General features: G+C 61.5%; 16 protein-coding genes and 1 tRNA gene. 2 read left to right on the top strand and 15 right to left on the bottom strand.

The features are described 5' to 3' along the window. Position 1 precedes the first annotated feature (1 nt). Both mfd and JYP46_RS05815 read right to left on the bottom strand, forming a co-directional pair. Entirely contained in the window at positions 2 to 3,505 is a 3,504-nt protein-coding gene (mfd, locus tag JYP46_RS05820) for a transcription-repair coupling factor (protein ID WP_206547530.1), read from the bottom strand. Positions 3,506 to 3,517: 12 nt separating this feature from the next. Continuing rightward, on the bottom strand, positions 3,518 to 3,889 hold the full coding sequence (locus JYP46_RS05815; RefSeq protein ID WP_236042116.1) for an FAD assembly factor SdhE: 372 nt from the start codon (positions 3,887 to 3,889) through the stop codon (positions 3,518 to 3,520). A gap of 50 nt (positions 3,890 to 3,939) precedes the next feature. Between JYP46_RS05815 and recG the strand changes: the two genes are divergently transcribed. Next, positions 3,940 to 6,048, top strand: coding sequence for an ATP-dependent DNA helicase RecG (gene recG, locus JYP46_RS05810; protein ID WP_206547529.1), 2,109 nt, complete (start codon positions 3,940 to 3,942; stop codon positions 6,046 to 6,048). On the opposite strand, the gene JYP46_RS05805 is transcribed toward recG, so the two are convergent. From JYP46_RS05805 to JYP46_RS05760, 10 genes are all read right to left on the bottom strand, one after another. Continuing rightward, complete coding sequence (locus tag JYP46_RS05805; RefSeq protein ID WP_206545500.1) at positions 6,000 to 6,704, bottom strand: DUF502 domain-containing protein; 705 nt, start codon at positions 6,702 to 6,704, stop codon at positions 6,000 to 6,002. The two genes, recG and JYP46_RS05805, sit on opposite strands and share 49 nt — an antisense overlap. A 121-nt stretch (positions 6,705 to 6,825) precedes the next feature. After that, positions 6,826 to 8,649 (bottom strand): glutamine--fructose-6-phosphate transaminase (isomerizing), encoded by a 1,824-nt coding sequence (gene glmS / locus JYP46_RS05800; protein WP_206547528.1) that lies wholly within the window; start codon positions 8,647 to 8,649, stop codon positions 6,826 to 6,828. Positions 8,650 to 8,788: 139 nt separating this feature from the next. Then, positions 8,789 to 10,144 (bottom strand): bifunctional UDP-N-acetylglucosamine diphosphorylase/glucosamine-1-phosphate N-acetyltransferase GlmU, encoded by a 1,356-nt coding sequence (glmU, locus tag JYP46_RS05795; RefSeq protein ID WP_206547527.1) that lies wholly within the window; start codon positions 10,142 to 10,144, stop codon positions 8,789 to 8,791. A 73-nt stretch (positions 10,145 to 10,217) separates the two neighbouring features. After that, positions 10,218 to 10,976 (bottom strand): cytochrome c biogenesis CcdA family protein, encoded by a 759-nt coding sequence (locus tag JYP46_RS05790; protein ID WP_113155246.1) that lies wholly within the window; start codon positions 10,974 to 10,976, stop codon positions 10,218 to 10,220. Positions 10,977 to 11,250: 274 nt separating this feature from the next. Beyond that, entirely contained in the window at positions 11,251 to 11,661 is a 411-nt protein-coding gene (locus JYP46_RS05785) for a hypothetical protein (RefSeq protein ID WP_206547526.1), read from the bottom strand. 83 nt (positions 11,662 to 11,744) lie between these two features. After that, complete coding sequence (locus JYP46_RS05780) at positions 11,745 to 11,969, bottom strand: hypothetical protein (RefSeq protein ID WP_206547525.1); 225 nt, start codon at positions 11,967 to 11,969, stop codon at positions 11,745 to 11,747. 139 nt (positions 11,970 to 12,108) lie between these two features. Further along, a tRNA-Lys gene (locus tag JYP46_RS05775) sits at positions 12,109 to 12,184 on the bottom strand. Positions 12,185 to 12,315: 131 nt separating this feature from the next. After that, the gene (gene glpK, locus JYP46_RS05770) at positions 12,316 to 13,812 is read right to left on the bottom strand and encodes a glycerol kinase GlpK (RefSeq protein ID WP_206547524.1); all 1,497 of its coding nucleotides are present in this window, start codon (positions 13,810 to 13,812) and stop codon (positions 12,316 to 12,318) included. A 164-nt stretch (positions 13,813 to 13,976) separates the two neighbouring features. Then, a complete protein-coding gene (gene glpD, locus JYP46_RS05765; RefSeq protein ID WP_206547523.1) occupies positions 13,977 to 15,512 on the bottom strand; it encodes a glycerol-3-phosphate dehydrogenase in 1,536 nt (511 codons plus the stop codon). 98 nt (positions 15,513 to 15,610) lie between these two features. Then, a complete protein-coding gene (locus JYP46_RS05760) occupies positions 15,611 to 16,384 on the bottom strand; it encodes a DeoR/GlpR family DNA-binding transcription regulator (RefSeq protein ID WP_206545245.1) in 774 nt (257 codons plus the stop codon). Between the two features lie 179 nt (positions 16,385 to 16,563). On the opposite strand from JYP46_RS05760, the gene JYP46_RS05755 reads away from it, so the two are divergent. Then, entirely contained in the window at positions 16,564 to 16,977 is a 414-nt protein-coding gene (locus JYP46_RS05755) for a DUF4864 domain-containing protein (protein ID WP_113155250.1), read from the top strand. A gap of 22 nt (positions 16,978 to 16,999) precedes the next feature. Here the strand turns inward: JYP46_RS05755 and JYP46_RS05750 are convergent, their stop codons facing one another. From JYP46_RS05750 to JYP46_RS05740, 3 genes are read right to left on the bottom strand one after another with little or no spacing between them, the layout of a single operon-like run. Next, positions 17,000 to 17,728, bottom strand: coding sequence for a proteasome-type protease (locus JYP46_RS05750; RefSeq protein ID WP_206545244.1), 729 nt, complete (start codon positions 17,726 to 17,728; stop codon positions 17,000 to 17,002). Between the two features lie 34 nt (positions 17,729 to 17,762). Further along, positions 17,763 to 18,557 (bottom strand): transglutaminase family protein, encoded by a 795-nt coding sequence (locus tag JYP46_RS05745; RefSeq protein WP_206547522.1) that lies wholly within the window; start codon positions 18,555 to 18,557, stop codon positions 17,763 to 17,765. A 10-nt stretch (positions 18,558 to 18,567) separates the two neighbouring features. Continuing rightward, a complete protein-coding gene (locus tag JYP46_RS05740) occupies positions 18,568 to 19,509 on the bottom strand; it encodes an alpha-E domain-containing protein (RefSeq protein ID WP_206547521.1) in 942 nt (313 codons plus the stop codon). Between the last annotated feature and the right edge of the window lie 35 nt (positions 19,510 to 19,544).

Genomic DNA, 19,544 nt, shown 5'->3' with positions numbered 1-19,544 from the left:
ATCAGGCCGCCTTCGCCTCGATCAGCCGCACGAGCTGGGTCATGATGACGGCAGCGCCTGCCAGGCGCTTCTGCGGCGTTGGCCAGTCGCGAATGAACACGATGCTGTGGTCCGGGCGGATCTTCGCAAGCGAGCCCTGCTCGCCGATAAAGCGCACCAGAGAAGCCGGCTCGGCAAACTGCTGATTGCGCAGATGCACAACCGCGCCCTTGGGGCCGGCATCGAGTTTCTCGACATTGGCCCGGCGGCAAAGCGCCTTGATGAAGACGATCTTCAACAGGTGCTCCACCTCCTGCGGCAGCGGGCCGAAACGGTCGATAAGCTCCGCGCCAAAGGCGTCGATTTCCTGCGGCGTCTCCAGATCGGCGATGCGGCGGTAGAGACCAAGCCGCAATTGCAGATCCGGCACATAGTTTTCCGGGATCATGACGGCCGTACCGACCGTGATCTGCGGCGACCAGCCGGTATCGGCGGCGTCTTCGGCCCCCTTCAGCTCGGCAACCGCCTCTTCCAGCATCTGCTGATAAAGCTCGTAACCAACTTCCTTGATATGGCCGGACTGTTCCTCACCCAGAATGTTGCCCGCGCCGCGAATGTCGAGATCGTGGCTTGCCAGCTGGAAGCCCGCGCCCAGCGTATCGAGCGACTGAAGCACCTTTAGGCGGCGCTCGGCGGTTTTTGTCAGCGTGCGGTTGGGCGGCAGGGTGAAGAGCGCATAGGCGCGCACCTTGGAGCGCCCGACGCGGCCACGGATCTGGTAGAGCTGGGCAAGACCGAACATGTCGGCACGGTGCACGATCAGCGTGTTTGCAGTCGGAATGTCGAGACCGGATTCGACGATGGTGGTCGCAAGAAGCACATCATACTGACCGTCATAGAAGGCGTTCATGATGTCATCGAGTTCGCCAGGCGGAAGCTGGCCGTGAGCCGTGGCGACCTTCAATTCCGGCACATGCTCGTTGAGGAATTCACGCACTTCGGCGAGATCGGAAACGCGCGGCACGACATAGAAGCTCTGTCCGCCGCGATAGCGTTCGCGCAACAGGGTTTCGCGGATCACCAGCGGATCGACCGGCGAGATGAAGCTGCGCACCGCCATGCGATCCACCGGCGCGGTGGTGATGAGCGAAAGCTCCCGCACGCCCGTCAAGGCCAGCTGCAGCGTGCGCGGAATGGGCGTTGCCGAAAGCGTCAGCACATGGACGTCCGACTTCAGCTCCTTGAGCCGTTCCTTGTGCTTCACGCCGAAGTGCTGCTCTTCGTCGATGATCAGCAGGCCGAGATTCTTGAATTTTATGGAATTACCGAGAAGCGCATGGGTGCCGACCACGATGTCGACCGTGCCGTCGGTCAGGCCCTTCTTGGTCTCGGCCAGCTCCTTGGAGCCAACGAGGCGCGAGGCCTGGCGAACCCGTAATGGCAGTCCGGCAAAGCGCTCGCGGAATGTCTTGAAGTGCTGGCGCGCAAGCAGCGTGGTGGGGACCACCACGGCCACCTGAAAACCTTCCATCGCTGCGATGAAGGCGGCGCGCAGCGCCACCTCGGTCTTGCCGAACCCCACATCGCCACAGATCAGCCGGTCCATGGGGCGACCGGACCCGAGATCGTCGAGCACGGCGTCGATGGCGTTCTGCTGGTCGTCGGTTTCCTCATAGGGGAAACGCGCGGCGAACTCGCCATAGAGACCGTCCGGCGGGGAGAGCCTGATGCCCTTCTGCATTTCGCGCTCGGCGGCAATGCGGATCAGGTGGCCGGCCATCTCCAGAAGCTTCTTCTTGAGCTTCGCCTTGCGCGACTGCCAGGCCACGCCGCCCAGCTTGTCGAGCATCGTGTCCGGGCCGTCGGAGCCGTAGCGGGACAGAAGCTCGATGTTCTCGACCGGCAGGAAGAGCCGGTCATCGCCGGAATAGCGCAGTTCGAGACAGTCGTGCGGCGCGCCCATCGCCTCAATGGTCTTGAGCCCGATGAAGCGGCCGATGCCATGATCGGCATGAACGACGATATCACCAGCGGAGAGTGCCGCGACTTCCGAAATGAAATCAGAGGCTTTCTTGCGCTTCTTTGCGCGACGGACGAGGCGGTCGCCCAGAATGTCCTGCTCGCCGATGACGGCCAGCGACGCCGTCTCGAAGCCGGATTCCAGCGGCAGAATGCCGATGCCGGCCTGCCGCTCTTCCAGCTTTTCAAGTTCGGCCAGCGTGTCGACACGCGCGACATTGCCCAGATTGTGCTCGGCAAGGATCTGCGAAAGCCGCTCGGCGGAGCCCTCGCTCCAGCCGGCAATCAGCACCCGCTTGCCCCTGGAGCGCAGGTCGCCAATGTGCTTCACGGCATGGTCGAAAACGTTGGCGTTGGGGTCGGCGCGCTCTTCGGCAAAGTTGCGGCCCGCTTCGGAACCGGCGTGATAGAGGCGCGACTTGCTGGTTTCGGGCGTGGCGAAGGGCGTGAAGTGGACCACGCGGCGCTCGGCGCCTGCCGCAGTCACTTCCTTCGGATCGAGATAGATCGTGTCGGGCTTCACCGGCTTGTAGGGAACCGCGCCGCCAAGCTCGTTGCCCGCCATCTGCTCGCGCCGCGCCTCATAGTGATCGACGATCAGCGCATGACGTTCGCCAAGCGCTTCCTCGGCCAGATGATCGAAGATGAGCGGTGCGTCGGGCAGATAATCGAGCGCGCTTTCAAGGCGCTCATGGAAGAGCGGCAGCCAGTGCTCCATGCCGGCAAAGCGCCGGCCCTCGCTGACGGCGGCATAAAGCGCATCGTCACGCGATGGCGCGCCGAACATCTCGATGTAATTGCGGCGAAACCGGCTGATAACCTCGGACGTCAGCGTGATTTCGCTCATCGCCTGAAGCGCGACTTCGGTGCGCTGGCCGGTGGTGCGCTGTGTGGCGACATCGAAGGCGCGAATGGATTCCAGCGTGTCGCCGAAGAAATCGAGCCGCAGCGCTTCGTCCCAGCCGGGCGCGAAAAGGTCCAGAATGCCGCCGCGCACCGCATACTCGCCCACGTCGCGCACGGTGGAAACGCGCTCGAAACCGCTGGTCTCAAGCCGGCCCGTGAGCGCGGTCATGTCCACCTGGTTGCCGGGTTTGGCGAAAAAGCCCTGCGCGCCGATCTGATCTGCCGGCGGCATGCGCTGCAAGAGCGCGTTCGCGCTGACGATGACAATGGCGCGGTGCGGGTTCTTGCGCAGATCCGCCATGGCGTTCATGGCTGCAAGCCGGCGCGCAGCCGCATCGCCGCCCGGCGACACGCGGTCATAGGGCAAACAGTCCCAGGCCGGCAGGTCGAGCACAGGCAGGCCCGGATCGGCAAAGCGCAGCGTGTCGATGAGTGCTGGCAGACGTTGGCCATCGCGCAGAACGAAGATCACCGGCCCATTGGGGGCGATCTCACGCGCGACCGTTGCCAGTGCGAAGGCTTCAAAGCCGTCGGCAACACCGTCCACCGTTACCGCGCCAATGCCCTCGCGCGGCAGTTTCAAAGCAGTCATCAGGCTCATCAGCGTCGTGCCTCAGCGGCTCCGCGAGGCGAGAATGCGCCTCCAGAGTGGTGTGTCATACTCCGACGGCACCGGCGTTTCGCCCGTCACCCATTTGAAAAGCTGGGTGTCGGGCACATCCAGAATGGTTTCCAGCTCGTCCATTTCCTGATCGCTGAGACGATCGATTTCCGCATCGGCGAAACCGCCGAGAACGAGATCCATCTCGCGCGTTCCGCGACGCCAGGAGCGCACCAGGGCGCGGCGGCGGCGGGGGTCGAGATCGTGGCTGGAACGGGTGGTGCCTGTCATGGTCTGGCCTTCATGGTCTGCGGCATGGTCTGCGGCATGGTCTGCGGCATGATCTGCGGTGATCGGTCGCCCGGGCGGATATAGCGTGTGCATGAGCGTCTGTCAGCCTTGCGTCGCCGAATTTGGGCTTTAATCATGACACCATGCGCCCTTCACTTCTTGATCCCCTGTTCGCCCCTGTCACGACGCTCGATGGCGTCGGGACCAAGGTTGCCGATCTTCTGGCCAATATCGTGCCGGGCGACGCCGCTGGCCGTGAGCTGCGCGTCGGCGACCTGATCTTTGTTCTGCCGCACTCGCTGATCGACCGGCGCAACCGGCCGGGCATCGCCAATGCGCCCGAGGGCGCGATCGTCACGCTTGAAGTGACAGTGGGCCGCCATCATCCTTCGCCGCAGGGGCGCAGGAACGTGCCCTACCGGGTCTTCGCGTTCGATGACACGGGCGAGATCACGCTGACCTTCTTCCATGCCCGCGCGCCATGGATCGAAAAGATCCTGCCGGAGGGCGAGAAGGTTCTGGTGAGTGGCCGGATGGAATGGTTCAACGGGCGCGCATCGATGGTGCACCCGGATTTCATCGTGCCGCTTTCCGAAGCGCACACGCTGCCGGCGCTCGAACCGGTCTATCCGCTGACGGCCGGCCTTTCGGCAAAGGTGCTTCGGCGCGCCATCGGCCAGTCGCTTGAACGCCTTCCAGACATGCCCGAATGGCAGGATGCCGCATTCCTGTCGCGCAACGGGATGCCGCCCTTCGCAGACGCGTTGAAGCGGCTTCACGATCCGCAGGCGCCCGAAGACGTGCAGCCTGAAAGCCCGTTCTGGCGGCGCATCGCCTATGACGAATTTCTGGCAGGGCAGCTCTCCCTGGCGCTTGTGCGGGCGAAGGTGAAGCGCCTTTCCGGCCGGCCGTTGACGGGCGATGGACGCCTTGAGCGCAAGATCCGTGCGGCGCTTCCCTATACGCTCACGGGCGCGCAGGAGGAGGCCGTCAAGGACATTCAAGCGGATCTGGGCAGCGCAGAGCGCATGGTGCGGCTGCTTCAGGGCGATGTGGGTGCGGGCAAGACCGTTGTTGCACTGCTTGCCATGGCGCGCGCCGCCGAAGCCGGCGGACAGTCGTCCCTCATGGCTCCGACGGAAATCCTCGCCCGGCAGCATGCCGCGACGATCACGCCGCTGGCGCAGGCGGCAGGCCTCTCCGTTGCCGTTCTGACGGGCCGGGAAAAGGGCAAGGAGCGCCAGCGCATTCTTGATGATATCGCATCGGGCGCAGTCGACTTCGTGATCGGCACCCATGCGCTTTTTCAGGAAACCGTGCAGTTCAAGGATCTGGCGCTGGCCGTGGTGGACGAGCAGCATCGTTTCGGCGTGCACCAGCGGCTCGCCATGACCGCGAAGGGCGACGCGCCCGACATGCTGGTCATGACGGCGACGCCCATTCCGCGCACGCTGGTGCTTTCGGCATTCGGCGACATGGATGTTTCGCGCCTGACCGAGAAACCGGCGGGACGCCAGCCCATCCGTACGGTGACGTTGCCTGTAGAGCGCCTGCCGCAACTGGTCGACCGGCTGCGCAAGGCGCTGGACGAAGGCCAGAAGGTCTACTGGATCTGCCCGCTTGTCGATGAATCGGAGGAATTGCCGCTGATGTCGGCGGAGGACCGGCATGCTTCGCTGCAAAAGGTCTTCGGCAGCGCGGTCGGCCTCATTCACGGTCGCATGAAGGCTGCCGAGAAGGACGAGGCGATGCGCGCCTTCAAGGCAGGCGAAACGCGCATTCTGGTTGGCACCACAGTGGTGGAGGTCGGCGTCGATGTGCCCGACGCCACCATTATCGTGATCGAACATGCCGAGCGCTTCGGTCTGGCGCAGCTGCACCAGCTTCGCGGACGCGTGGGGCGCGGCGCCCTCGCCTCGTCCTGTGTGCTCGTCTACAAAGGCCCGCTCGGCCAGACCGCCACCCGGCGGCTGGAAGTGATGCGCGAAACCGAAGACGGCTTCGTCATCGCCGAGGAAGACCTGAAACTGCGTGGCGAAGGTGACCTTCTCGGCACCAAACAGTCGGGCACGCCCGGTTTCCGGGTGGCCCGCATCGAGGCGCATGTGGACCTGCTACAGGCCGCGCGTGACGATGCGCGGCTTATCCTGTCGCGCGACCCGGAGCTACAGACCCCGCGCGGTGAAGCGCTGAGGCTGCTTCTTTATTTGTTCGGTCGGGATGAGGCGGTGCGGCTCTTGCGCGCCGGCTGACTGTCTTCGTTCATCGCCTCGGCGGCCAGCGCTGCCGTCTGCTGCTGATATTCAGGCGCAACCAGACCGGCGGAGATCACGAGCTTTGCGCCCTCTTCCACGGTCATCTTGAGCTCGATCACATCCTGCTTCGGGACGAACAGCAGGTAGCCGGATGTCGGGTTCGGCGTTGTCGGCAGGAACACGGCGATGGTCTGGCCTGCATCGTCATCCACCTTTGCCTGCACCTCGCCGCGCGTCTCTGTGGCAACGAAGACCAGCGCCCAGAGCCCCTTGCGCGGATATTCGATCAGACCGACCTTCTTGAACGTGTCCGAGCGCTCGGAAAGAACCGTTTCGAGGATCTGTTTCAGACCGCGATAGACGCTGCGCACCAGCGGCATGCGACCGAGAATGTTTTCACCGGTGTTGACGATGGTGCGACCGATGAAATTCGCTGTCAGGAAACCGATCAGCGTGATCACGACAAGCGCCACGATCAGACCGAAGCCCGGAAGGGCGAATGGCAGGTAATTGTCGGGATTGTAGCGGAAGGGAATGTAGGGTTTGACCCATGAATCCACCCATCCGATCATCGACCAGGCCAGATAGGCCGTGATTGCGAGCGGCGCAGTGACAATGAAACCCGTAAGAAAATAGTTGCGCAGGCGAGTCATCATGATGTGGGAACGGGCCTCAAGAGTGGCGAATTAACGGGAAGCAGCCCGGTGGACACTACGCCACCAGGCTGAACATTAGAATAGAAATTAGGGCCGCCGTATGACAGCCCTCCTTTCGTTATTCTACGGTAACCGACTTCGCCAGGTTTCGCGGCTGATCGACATCCGTGCCCATGATGACTGCCGTGTGATAGGCAAGCATCTGGATCGGCAGTGCATAGATGATCGGCGCGACGAACTCGGGAACATCCGGCAGAACGATGGTCTCGAGCGTTTCGAGCGTGGCGTTCTGTGCGCCCTTCTCATCCGTGATCAGAACGATACGGCCACCGCGCGCGGCGACTTCCTGCATGTTCGAGACCGTCTTCTCGAAAATGCGGTCATGCGGCGCGATCACGATCACCGGCATCTGCTCGTCGATCAGCGCGATGGGACCATGCTTCAACTCACCGGCGGCATAGCCTTCGGCGTGAATGTAGGAAATCTCCTTGAGCTTCAGCGCGCCTTCCAGAGCCAGCGGATAGTTCGTGTCGCGGCCGAGATAAAGCACGTGGCGCACATGGGAGAGCTCGCGCGCGACCTTCTCGATGCTGGCGCTGAGCTTGAGCGCCTGAGACGCGTAACGCGGTGCTTCGGAAAGCTCACGCACCAGCGCCTGTTCCTCCTCCGGCGAAATCGTTCCGCGCGCCTTGGCGGCCTTCAGCGTCAGCGCTGCAAGCACGCTCAACTGGCAGGTGAAGGCCTTGGTCGAGGCAACGCCGATCTCGGGCCCGGCCAATGTCGGGAAGATGCCGTCGCTCTCGCGGGCGATGGTCGATTCGCGCACATTGACGATTGCCGAGATCGGGATGCCCTCTTCACGGCAATAGCGCAGCGACGCCAGAGTGTCGGCGGTCTCTCCGGACTGTGAGATGAACAGGGCGGCGCTGTTCTTCGGCAGCGGCATCTCGCGGTAGCGGAACTCCGAGGCGATATCGATATCGACCGGCAGGCGGGCATAACGCTCGAGCCAGTATTTCCCGATGAGGCCGGCCAGATAGGCGGTGCCGCAGGCCGAGATCGCCAGACGCTCGATCTTTGCGAAATCGAACGGCAGATCGAAATCGGCAACCGTGCCTTCGGCAAAGTTCAGGTAGTTGGCAAGCGTGTGGGAGATGACTTCCGGCTGTTCATGGATTTCCTTTTCCATGAAGTGCCGGTGGTTGCCCTTGTCGACCAGAAGGCTGGTGCCGACCGACTGCTGGCGGGCACGCTCAACCGGCTGGCCGGCCATGTCGAAGATCTCCATCCCGTTGCGGCGCAGCACCACCCAGTCGCCATCCTCCAGATAGGTGATGGCGTTGGTGAAGGGCGCAAGAGCGATGGCGTCAGAGCCGAGATACATCTCGCCCTCGCCATGGCCAACGGCAAGCGGCGGGCCATTGCGCGCACCAACGATCAGGTCTTCATCGCCGCGGAACATGATGGCGAGCGCGAATGCGCCGCGCAGACGCTTGAGCGCAGCAAAGGCCGCATCCTTCGGCGATGCGCCGTTCTTCACTTCGCGCGCCACGAGATGGGCGACCACCTCGGTGTCGGTCTGCGAAGCGAAAACGAAGCCGTCGCGCTTCAGTTCCTCGCGCAGCTCGGCAAAGTTCTCGATGATGCCATTGTGAACGACAGCCACATCCTCGGCAAAATGCGGGTGCGCATTGGCCTCATTGGGAACGCCATGCGTGGCCCAACGCGTGTGGCCGATGCCGATCATGCCGCCGAGCGGCTCTTCGCCCAGGCGCTTTTCCAGATTGACCAGCTTGCCCTCGGCGCGGCGGCGGTCGAGCTGACCGTGGTCGAGCGTCGCAACGCCCGCAGAGTCATAGCCGCGATATTCGAGCCGCTTCAGAGCGTCGACGATGAGCGGCGCAACCGGCGTCTGCCCGACAATGCCTACAATTCCACACATATGGCTTCTCAGCCTCCCACCAAACCTAAAACCCCGATTCACGCAGGCGTTTTAGAACGCCCGGGAACTGGATGAAAATCAACAAGTCTTTCAATTCGTATCAAGCCTAATCTGGGTCTGCGACGCCCGCATGTCAGGCTTATCCACGCCGCGCCTTGATCGCTGCCAGACGGTCGCGCAGGCGCTTTCCGAGCCCGGCGCGATTGGACTGGCGGGCACGCCCGAAGGCCAGCGCATCGGCAGGCACCGATTCCGTGATCACGCTGCCGGAGGCCACATAGGCGCCCGCGCCAATGGTGAGCGGCGCGACGAGCGCCGAGTTGGTGCCAATGAAAGCGCCCGGCTCGATATCGGTAAAATGCTTGGAGAAGCCATCATAATTGCAGGTGATGGTGCCGGCGCCCAGATTGGCCCTCGCGCCGACACGCGCATCGCCCACATAGGAGAGATGCGGAACCTTCGCACCCGGCTCGACGCGCGTCTTCTTGATCTCGACGAAATTGCCGATCTTCGCGCCTTCCATGATCTCCGCCCCCGGCCGCAGCCGTGCGAACGGACCAACGGATGCACCTTCATCGACACGCGCTTCTTCCAGATGCGAGCTGGCCCTGATCGATACATTCTCGCCGACCGTCACGCCCGGACCGAAGAACACGTTGGGCTCGATCACCGTGTCGCGGCCAATCACCGTGTCATGGGAGAAATAGACGGTCTGCGGGTCGATCATCGTTACGCCATCGAGCATGACGGCGCGCCGTCGGCGGTTCTGCCAGATGGTCTCGGCACCGGCGAGTTCGGCGCGGTTGTTGATGCCAAGCGCGCTCTCGTAATCGGCCTCGATGGCGCGCACGGTCAGGCCGCGACCGGCGGCAATCTCCACGATATCCGTCAGATAATATTCGCCCTTGGCGTTGTCATTGCCGATGGCATCGAGCAGCTCAAGCGCGCTGTTGCCAGCAATCGCCATCGCGCCGCCATTGCAGAAAGTGATCCTGCGCTCTTCGTCGGAACAGTCCTTTTCCTCACGGATGGCAACAAGCGCATCGCCGTCCTCGATCAAGCGGCCATAGCCGGTGGGGCGCTCAGTACGGAAACCCATCACGACCACATCCGCGCCGGCGGCAAGCCCTGCGCGCAGCGCGGCAAGCGCGTCGAGTGAGATGAGCGGCGTATCGCCGAATGTGACCAGAACATCGTCATAACCGCGGGCAATGGCCGCGCGGGCCGCCAGAACCGCGTGGCCGGTGCCGAGCCGCTCTGCCTGAATGAAGGTTTCCGCGCCCGGCGCAAAGCCTTCAGCAGCACGCGACACGGCTTCCGCGCCATGACCCACGACCAGCGCCTTGTCGCCGGCGCCAGCGGCGTCCAGCGCCCGGGTCACGTGACCGAGCATCTCCAGCCCGGCAATCTTGTGCAGCACCTTCGGTGTGGCGCTCTTCATCCGCGTCCCCTCGCCGGCTGCGAGAATGACGGAAAGGCAGGTGCGTTCGCTCATGGACTGGAAACCCGTTCTGCTTCTGACGATTCGCTTTCTCTTAGCATCCCGTCAGCGCGGCACCAATGGAGGGTTAGCCGAGTTTACCCAGCGCCGGGAAGGTTTCGAGCAGCCAGAAGGCCATGGACTGCATACCGCCCGTCAGGAAGAGCACGCCGGCAAGAACGAGAAGCGCGCCCATGACCTTCTCGACGCGGCCGAGATGCATGCGGAAACGCGACAGGAAGCGCATGAAACTGCCCGAAAACAGTGCGGCGAGAAGAAAGGGGACGCCAAGGCCAAGCGAATAGACGGCAAGAAGCAGTGCGCCATCGCCAACCGTCTCGCGTCCACCGGCCAGTGTGAGGATCGGCCCCAGAACCGGCCCGATGCAGGGCGTCCACCCAAAGGCGAAGGCCAGCCCCATGATATATGCGCCAAGCCTCGTGGCGGGCTTTCCGCCGGACTGAAAACGCGCCTCGCGCGACAGAAAGGGAATGCGCACCAGACCCAGAAAGTTGAGCCCCATGATGATGATGACAATGCCGGCGGCTATGGCAAGTTCCTGCTGCCAGGCGCGCAGGACGGCGCCGATGGTCGAAGCGCCTGCACCCAGCATCACGAACACGGTGGTGAAGCCGAGCACGAAGGAAAGCGAAGCGGTGAAGAGTGCAAAGCGCGTTGCGCCACCGGAGCTTCCTGCCGGCTTGCCTTCGGCCTCGCCCTGAAACTGCTCAACGGAAACGCCGGCCATGTAGCAGAGATAAGGCGGCACAAGCGGCAGAACGCAGGGAGATAAAAACGACAGCGCTCCCGCACCGGCCGCACTCAAATATCCGACATCAATCGCCATGCTTCAATCTCAATACAACAATGACAGCACGCTCATGCGCGCGCAAAAACAATGGAGCCCATATAGGCAGGCGCGATGGATGAGGCCAATCACCTTTCCGTGGCATAGGGTCGCCCCATGAGGAAAGGCAATGCGGCAGCGATGGTGTCGAAACGGTAGGTCGATTTAATGTTAGACCGACTTTATTGATTTTCGGTTGGGCTGAATGGAACCACCGGCATAGGCACAGGCTCAGTACCGCCCTTCGATGGTGGAACAACGGTTTGCTGCCTAATCAATGGCAGCAATTCCTCAAGCCTGTAGACTTCGGCATCACTTCTCCACCCACCGGGAGAAAGCCCTGAGGCAACATCCTTGAAGCCACCTTGCCAGATTGTAGCCAGTCATTTTCAGATGCTTGATCAATGTCCACACCAGAGTATTTTCCTAGAAGCCTGATTGCAAACTTACGGCTCTGGTGTGTTTCATCACTAATTTGCCCCCCTAGGATATTGAGCGCCAACTTTACCATCTCGATATCGAGACGGCGATCTGTTTGCGCCTTTTCAAGAAGCGCAACTCTCTCAGCCGAGGCGGCTTGCACTTGAGACGCGATCGCATTCGATGAATAAGCTGACCACGCTGCTGCAAGAGCAGCAAATACGGTTGCTACAGCAGATATCCATTGACCAGATTTCTCGACCATTCCGTTAACTCCAAGCGCGTACGGATTTTGCAGCACTTGCCGAGTGATGAATCAATGCGCCCACACTCTCGCAAGGGGACCGCTCAATCTGACGCTCCTTCGATAAACCACCTGTTCAGGCGAAATTCGCCTTCGGCCTGACGGCCCCACCAATAGTCGTCTATGTCGTTGTAACCGTGCACCGGAAAAATCTGCTGCCATTGCGTGATCATGGCAATTGCAGATTCGCGGGTTTGCGCGGTCTGCTTCAACGTTTCATTGTGCACAATCCCGCCATCGCTGTTCAATATCTGCTTGCGAATATGCATCCCCTCACTCCCGAGCGGTCAATCCGATTGCCCGATCGTGGCAGGAAGCTGCAGACAATCAAGCGCGTCGACGCCCAAACGAACATGCGGCAAGGGCAGAAACTTGCCCGAAGAAGAATTTTGATCTGTTGGAGAATGGTGGTGAGCGCGCAGGGGCTCGAACCCTGGACCTACTGATTAAAAGTCAGTTGCTCTACCAACTGAGCTACGCGCTCCCGTGCGGGTTCTGGCGAACCCCGGAAAGTGGGCGGAACATAGATAGACGCTTATCCATGGTCAACCGGAAAAAAGCGTCTATCTCCCGACTTTTTTCGCCGGGCCCGAAACCGCCCTGTCTGCAAGGGTTTCAGGTGGTGCTCAGCGTGCGCCGCACCGCATCGCGCCAGCCTTTCAGCTTCTCCGCGCGTTCGGATTCGTCCATTTTGGGCTGAAACTGCCGGTCGAGCTCCCATCCTTTGGCGAAGGCCACAGAATCGGGCCAGACCCCGGCCCGCGATCCGGCAAGCCAGGCGGCCCCGAGCGCCGTCGTCTCAAGCTGGGTTGGCCGGTCCACCGGCGCATCCAGCATGTCGGCGATGCATTGCAGCGTCCAGTCGCTGGCAACCATGCCCCCGTCCACGCGCAGAACCGTGTGTTCGGCGCTGTCGTCCTGCCAGTCCTTGCGCATGGCGTCGAGAAGATCGCGCGTCTGATAGGCCACCGATTCGAGCGTTGCCCTGGCGAATTCCGCCGGACCGGAGTTGCGCGTGAGGCCATAGATCGCGCCGCGCGCTTCGGCATCCCAATAGGGAGCCCCCAGCCCCACAAAGGCAGGCACGAGGTAGAGGTTCTGGGTTGGATCGGCCTCGGCGGCAAGCGCACCCGAATCGGCTGCCTGATCGATCACCTTCAAACCATCGCGCAGCCACTGAACCGCCGCACCGGCCACGAAGATCGAGCCTTCCAGCGCATAGGTGGTCTTGCCGTTCAGCCGATAGGCAATGGTCGTCAGAAGACGGTTCTTCGAGGTCACCATCGTCTCGCCGGTGTTGAGGACCGCGAAGCAGCCGGTGCCATAGGTGGCCTTGAGCATGCCGGGCTCGAAACAGGCCTGACCGATCACGGCTGCCTGCTGATCGCCGGCAACGCCGAGTATCGGGATTTCGGCACCGAAAAGCGATTTCTCCGTCACGCCGAAATCATCGGCGCTGTCCTTCACCTCCGGCAGAAGCGCTTTCGGCACATCGAGGATTTCGAGCAGTTCGTCGTCCCAGCGATTGGTCTCGATGTTGAACAGAAGCGTGCGTGAGGCGTTGGTGGCGTCGGTTACATGCGCCCTGCCCCCGGTCAGCCGCCAGATCAGGAATGTGTCGATGGTGCCGGCGAGCAATTCACCGTTCCGCGCCCGCTCCCGCGCGCCTTCCACATGATCGAGGATCCAGGAAAGCTTGGTCCCGGAGAAATAAGGATCGAGCAGAAGCCCCGTCTTGGCCGTGAAGGTCTCTTCCAGCCCCTTCTTTTTCAGCGTTTCGCACAGCGGCGCGGTGCGGCGGTCCTGCCAGACAATGGCCCGGTGGATCGGTTTGCCCGTGTCGCGCTCCCAGACCACGATGGTTTCGCGCTGATTGGTGATGCCGATTGCGGCGATGTCGCCGGCAGTCAGCGCCGCTTCTTCCAGCGCATCATGCACGGTGGAGACGACACTGTCCCAGATGTCTTCGGGGTCATGCTCCACCCAGCCTGATTTCGGGAAGTGCTGAGGGAATTCCTTCTGCCCGGTCGCCACGGCTTTCATGGCCCTGTCGAAAACGATCGACCTGCTGGATGTGGTTCCCTGGTCGATTGCCAGTATGTAGCCGCTCATGGTTCCTCCGGGTGTAACTGTCGTGCGCCTTGCAACTGGCGACTTGAAACCGGCGCATCAAAACTGGCGCAGGGCATCCTCATCCAGACACGACCGCGCCTTGATCCGTCAAGGTCTGGCTCCTGTGCAGCTGGCGCAATTCATCGGCGCGCTGGCAATTCGGTTCAGCCGGCCTTCTGCGCTTCGGAAAGCGTCTGCATGAAGCCGTCGACGGCCGCTGCTTCTTCTGCAGAAATGTGCAGGCCGCGCTTGGTGCGCCGCCAGAGCACATCCTCACCGCTGACCGCCCATTCATGCTCGACCAGATAGCGCAGTTCGGCCTCATAGAGATCGTGGCCGAAATGCCGGCCCAGATCTTCCGTCGATTCTGCCTTGCCAAGCATGTTCCAGGCGCGCAGTCCGTAAAGCCTGACGAGGCGGGCGGCATGGCCGCGCTCAAGGAACGGATAGTCCGCCACGAGCCTGTCCACCTGCGCGTCATATCCGTCGGCAGGGAACTCGCCACCCGGCAGCGCTTCGGCATGCGTCCACGGACGTCCCTTGGCGCCAATCGTGTCAGAGATCTTCTCCAGCGCGGATTCGGCGAGCTTGCGATAGGTCGTGATCTTGCCGCCGAACACGTGAAGCATCGGAGCGCCGGCCTTGCCGGCCTCGTCCTTCAGCACATAGTCGCGGGTTGCTTCCTGCGCCTTTGACGCGCCGTCATCATAAAGCGGTCGCACGCCGGAATAAGACCAGACGATATCGTCACGCGTGACGGGTTCGGCGAAATACTCGCTGGCGCAGGCGCACAGATAATCGGTTTCCTGATCGCTGATGGCGACATCCTTCGGATCACCGTCATAGTCCTGATCGGTGGTGCCGATGAGGGTGAAGTCTTCCTCATAGGGAATGGCGAAGATGATCCGCCCGTCGGCGTTCTGGAAGAAGTAGGCGCGCGGATCGTCGAACTTCTTCTTCGTGACGATGTGGCTGCCCTTGACCAGACGCACATTGTGAACATCGTTCTGGCGAAGAACGCCGGAGATGATGTGATCCACCCAGGGGCCGGCGGCGTTCACCAGATAGCGCGCACGCACGGTCTCCTGCTCGCCGGTCCGCAGATCCTCGATCTGAACCTTCCAGACGCCGTTCTCGTCTTCGGCGCGCATGACTTTGGTGCGCACCCGCACCTCGGCGCCGCGATCAGCCGCGTCGCGCGCGTTGAGCACGACAAAGCGGGCATCATTCACCCAACAGTCCGAATATTCGAATGCGCGGCGGTAATCGGCCTTGAGCGGCTTTCCCGCCGGATCGGTGCGCATGTCCAGTGTCGCGGTCTTGGGCAGAAGCTTGCGGCCGCCAATATGGTCGTAGAGCCAGAGCCCGAGCCGCACGAGCCAAGCCGGACGCAACCCCTTGTGCACGGGCAGGACGAAACGCATCGGCCAGATGATGTGCGGCGCGTTGCGCCAAAGCACTTCGCGCTCCATGAGCGCCTCGCGCACGAGGCGGAACTCATAATGTTCGAGATAGCGCAGACCGCCATGAATGAGCTTGGTGGAACCGGAAGACGTGCCGCTGGCCAGATCGTTCATCTCCGCCAGAAAGACGGAATAGCCCCGCCCGACGGCGTCGCGCGCGATCCCGCAACCATTGATCCCGCCGCCAACAACGAAAACGTCGTAGATCGCGGACGGATCGGTTTGGGAAGTGGACACGTTCTTCTCCTTCAAAACTCTGGGTAATCAGCAATTGCCAATTCAAAAAGGAATTATTTTGAAAGCATAACGAATGTCAAACGAAAATGAAACTCCGGTTACACGCCGGTCTCGATCAATTGCACACCTGCTTCCTTGCAGAGCGCGCGCATGGACGGTGCGGCGCAGCGGTCGGTGATAAAGGTGTGCACCTGAGACAAATGCCCGATGCGCACCGGCGCGCTACGCTCGAACTTGGTGGAATCCGAAACCAGGATCACATGACGGGCATTGGCGATGATCGCCTGCGCCACTTTCACTTCGCGAAAATCGAAGTCGCACAAGGCGCCATCCTGATCGATGGAAGAAACACCGATCACCGCATAATCGACCTTGAACTGACGGATGAAGTCCACCGCGGCTTCACCGACAACACCGCCATCTGATCCGCGTACAACACCGCCAGCGATGATAACCTCCAGTGTAGGATAAACCCGCATCCTGTTGGCAACATTGATATTGTTCGTGATGACCAGAAGCCCTTCATGATCCAGAAGTGCATCACTGACGGCCTCGGTCGTCGTGCCGATATTCACGAAGAGAGACGCCTTGTCGGGGATCAGACGGGCGGCGGCCTGGCCGATGGCGCGCTTCTCATCGGCCGCAATCTTGCGCCGTGCCTCATATTCCATGTTCTCGATGCCGGACGGTATCAGTGCGCCGCCATGGATGCGGGTCAGGAAACGTTTTTCGCAGAGTTCATTCAAATCCCGGCGAATGGTCTGCGGCGTGACATCGAAATGGGCAGCCAGATCGTCGACAAGAACGCGGCCCTGCTCCTTCGCCAGATCGAGTATCTCGGAAAGTCGCGGTGTCAGAAAAGTGTTGTTCATGCCCACTCCAATGTTCGTTTTCGGCATTTAAAACTAAAAACGAACATTGAGCAAGCGCACCCCTAAGCTGGCAAGAACGAAACCATCCCCTATTTTCTTACGTAGCTGAAAGACAGGCGGCGCGGCTGCCTTTGAAAAGAGCCGTGATTGTGTACCGCCGTTCAAGTGGAGGAGCGATCATGCAACGACTGTTACTGACCATCCTTATCTGCCTGACACCCGTTTTCGCTTTTGCAGGTGAGGCAGAAATCCGCGCGGCGCAATCATCCATCAAGGGGCAGATCGAGGCGTTCATCGCCGGCGACGACGCCCGCGCCTATTCCTATGCCGCCCCCAACATCAAGCGCATGTTCCCGACACTGGAGCGCTTCATGGCGATGGTCAGGCAGGGCTATCAGCCTGTCTACCGCCCGCGCAGTCTTGCATTCGACAAGGCTGTGGAGCTTTCCGGCGAAACCATCATGCAGCGTGTTCTGACAACTGCACCGAATGGCAGGAACTACGAAGCAGTCTACACGCTGAAGCGACAGGCAGACGGCACGTTCCGCATCACCGGCGTGAGCCTCAGGGAAGCGGCGTCGCTCGCGATCTGATCCGGCTCATGGTCAGGTTCGTTCAGCGCGTGAAGTCGGGAAGGCTCTTGAACGCAGACTTCAGCGCTTGCGACCAACCCTCTGAAATCGTGCGCATATAAGGATCTTCCGCCTCTATGCGCTTCTCATATCCGATGCGGAAACTGTCCTGCTCGTAATAGAGAAGGTCTATGGGCGGCGCGACCGACAGGTTGGAGCGAAGCGTGGAATCGAAGGAGACGAGAAGCAGCTTCACCGTCTCCTCAAAACTCATTGCGGGATCGAATGCGCGCACCAGAATGGGCTTGCCGTATTTGGTCTCGCCGATCTGGAAGAACGGCGTATCCGCGCTCGCCTCGATGAAATTGCCTTCCGGGTAGATCATGAACAGACGCGGCTCCATCCCGCGGATCTGTCCACCCAGAATGAACGAGGCTCCGAAAGCGTCAGCGCTCTGACCCGCTGGCGCGGACTGGCGAATGACCTCCTTCACCGTGTCGCCGACCAGGCGTGCGGCCTGATACATGGACGGCGTCTCGAGCATGGATGGCGTGCGCTCGTCGGGGGCCTTGGTCCGCTCTTCCAGCAGGCTGACAACGGCCTGCGTGGTCGCCAGATTGCCCGCCGATAAAAGAACCAGAACCCGCTCGTCCTCTTTCTGCCAGCAATGCATCTTGCGGAAAACGGAGATGTTGTCGACGCCGGCATTCGTCCGCGTATCGGACATGAACACCAGCCCCTCATGGGTTTTCAGCCCGACGCAATAGGTCATGCGGACTGTGCCTCTTCAGTTTCGTCTGGATAGATTACTGCTCGACGGTGATCTGAACCGCAAGCTCTTCCTGCGCCTGGCCGATCCTGATCCCCATAATCGGCATGGCGTCGCGGTAATCGCGGCCGGTCGCCACGCGCACATAGCGATCGTCTGCCGAAATCCCGTTGGAGCAGTCGAATGCGACCCAGCCGAGACCGTCGAGATGCGCCTCCGCCCAGGCATGGCTCGCCGCCTGTTCGTCCGTATCGTCCATGCGCAGATAGCCGCTCACATAGCGCGCGGGAAAGCCCATCAGGCGCGCCGCCGTGAGAAAGATATGCGTGTGATCCTGACACACGCCCTCGCCATTTGTGAGCGCCTCTTCGGCAGGCGTTCCCGCATCCGTTGTTCCAATCCGGTAGGCCACCTGATCGCGCACCAGCGCCATCAGGCTGTGCAGGCGCTCGACGTCCGTTTCGCCTTCTGCTCGCCTTGCCAGCGCGGATATGCCGTCACCCGCGCTGCAAAGCGTGGTTTCCTGCTGAAACAGCCAGAGCGGCGCGAGCCCCTGATGCCGGCCGGTCACGCCGGCGGTGTCACGGGTCTCCACGATGCCCGAAGCCTCGATCACGATCGTATGGGGTTCGCCATCAATGCTGATAAGGCGCGTGTCGTTTCCAAACCCGTCGATGAACTGCACTTCCTGCGCTGCACCATCGGTTCGAAGCGACCATTCGATCACCTCCTGCGTCGGGCCGCTGCGGGGAACAAGGCGGAGACGCTGCAGCGCGTAGGCGAGCGGGGCGTCGTAGCGATATTCTGAATGATGCGTGATCCTGAGGCGCATGCGACCCTCCTCAATAAAAGCGGAAGTCTGCCGCGATCTGGTTGCCCAGCGCCGCATTGTCACGGATGAAGTCGCTCAGAAATTCGTGCAGCCCGTCATCGAAGACATCTGCAATGTCGGCTGATTTCAGCCGGGTCAGGCGGGCATGCGCGAGTTCGTGGCATGGCTGGCGTTCGCCATACTCGTCGGCCAGATAATCGAGGGAATCGCAGATGCCGCGATAGGAAAAGGCCAGCGAGCGCGGCATGCGTCGATTGAGGATCAGAAAATCGGCGATCTTCGATGAATTGAAATCGCCGTCATAGGTCCAGCGATAGGACCGCAGCGCCGAAACCGAGCGCAGAATGGTCTGCCACTGGCTGTTGTCGAGCGACGAGCCAACCCAGGCGGCCGAAGGCAGAAGAACATAGTACTTCACGTCGAGAATGCGCGCCGTGTTGTCGGCCCGCTCGATCAGCGTGCCGATCTGCGCGAAGTCGAAAACCTCATTGCGCAACATGGTGCCCTGAAACGCCCCGCGAATAAGCGCAGTCTCCCGTTTCACCGCATCGAGAACGGCCGGCAGATCGGGTTCGTCCACGCGGTGCCTGAGCATGCGATGAAGCGCCATCCATGCTTCGTTGACGCTTTCCCAGGTCTCACGCGTCAGCGCCGTGCGCACCATCCGCGCGTTCATGCGCGCTGTGTCGATGGAGGAGAGGACGCTGGAGGGATTGTCCGTATCGCGGAGCAGGAAGTTCGTCACCGTCGCCGTATCGAAATTGTCGTTCGTCTCTTCGAACAGATCGCGCACGCCGGCACTGGTGAGAACCGAGGCCCATTCATCGGAGGCGGCATTGCTCTGGGTCAGCGCCAGCCGGAGCCCCGTGTCGGCCAGACGCGCCATGTTCTCCGCCCGCTCGATATAGCGCGCCATCCAGTAGAGACCGTTCGCAGAGCGCCCCAAAAGCATGTCAGCCCTTGCTCCTTCCACTCATCGCGCAGCCC

Source organism: Nitratireductor aquimarinus (assembly GCF_017255295.1).
In the GTDB taxonomy this organism is placed as follows: domain Bacteria; phylum Pseudomonadota; class Alphaproteobacteria; order Rhizobiales; family Rhizobiaceae; genus Nitratireductor; species Nitratireductor aquimarinus.
Note: the sequence above shows the minus strand (reverse complement) of the source record. Positions and strands in the feature narration are given on the sequence as shown.

Bases quoted from the DNA above. Each gene is read 5' to 3' on its own strand.
- JYP46_RS05750 (WP_206545244.1), bottom strand. From the start codon at position 17,728: ATGACCTATTGCGTCGGGCTGAAAACCCATGAGGGGCTGGTGTTCATG.
- JYP46_RS05760 (WP_206545245.1), bottom strand. From the start codon at position 16,384: ATGAACAACACTTTTCTGACACCGCGACTTTCCGAGATACTCGATCTG.
- JYP46_RS05755 (WP_113155250.1), top strand. From the start codon at position 16,564: ATGCAACGACTGTTACTGACCATCCTTATCTGCCTGACACCCGTTTTC.
- JYP46_RS05780 (WP_206547525.1), bottom strand. From the start codon at position 11,969: ATGCATATTCGCAAGCAGATATTGAACAGCGATGGCGGGATTGTGCAC.
- glpK (WP_206547524.1), bottom strand. From the start codon at position 13,812: ATGAGCGGCTACATACTGGCAATCGACCAGGGAACCACATCCAGCAGG.
- glmS (WP_206547528.1), bottom strand. From the start codon at position 8,649: ATGTGTGGAATTGTAGGCATTGTCGGGCAGACGCCGGTTGCGCCGCTC.
- JYP46_RS05740 (WP_206547521.1), bottom strand. From the start codon at position 19,509: ATGCTTTTGGGGCGCTCTGCGAACGGTCTCTACTGGATGGCGCGCTAT.
- JYP46_RS05785 (WP_206547526.1), bottom strand. From the start codon at position 11,661: ATGGTCGAGAAATCTGGTCAATGGATATCTGCTGTAGCAACCGTATTT.
- recG (WP_206547529.1), top strand. From the start codon at position 3,940: ATGCGCCCTTCACTTCTTGATCCCCTGTTCGCCCCTGTCACGACGCTC.
- mfd (WP_206547530.1), bottom strand. From the start codon at position 3,505: ATGAGCCTGATGACTGCTTTGAAACTGCCGCGCGAGGGCATTGGCGCG.
- glmU (WP_206547527.1), bottom strand. From the start codon at position 10,144: ATGAGCGAACGCACCTGCCTTTCCGTCATTCTCGCAGCCGGCGAGGGG.
- JYP46_RS05805 (WP_206545500.1), bottom strand. From the start codon at position 6,704: ATGACTCGCCTGCGCAACTATTTTCTTACGGGTTTCATTGTCACTGCG.
- JYP46_RS05815 (WP_236042116.1), bottom strand. From the start codon at position 3,889: ATGCACACGCTATATCCGCCCGGGCGACCGATCACCGCAGATCATGCC.
- JYP46_RS05745 (WP_206547522.1), bottom strand. From the start codon at position 18,557: ATGCGCCTCAGGATCACGCATCATTCAGAATATCGCTACGACGCCCCG.
- JYP46_RS05790 (WP_113155246.1), bottom strand. From the start codon at position 10,976: ATGGCGATTGATGTCGGATATTTGAGTGCGGCCGGTGCGGGAGCGCTG.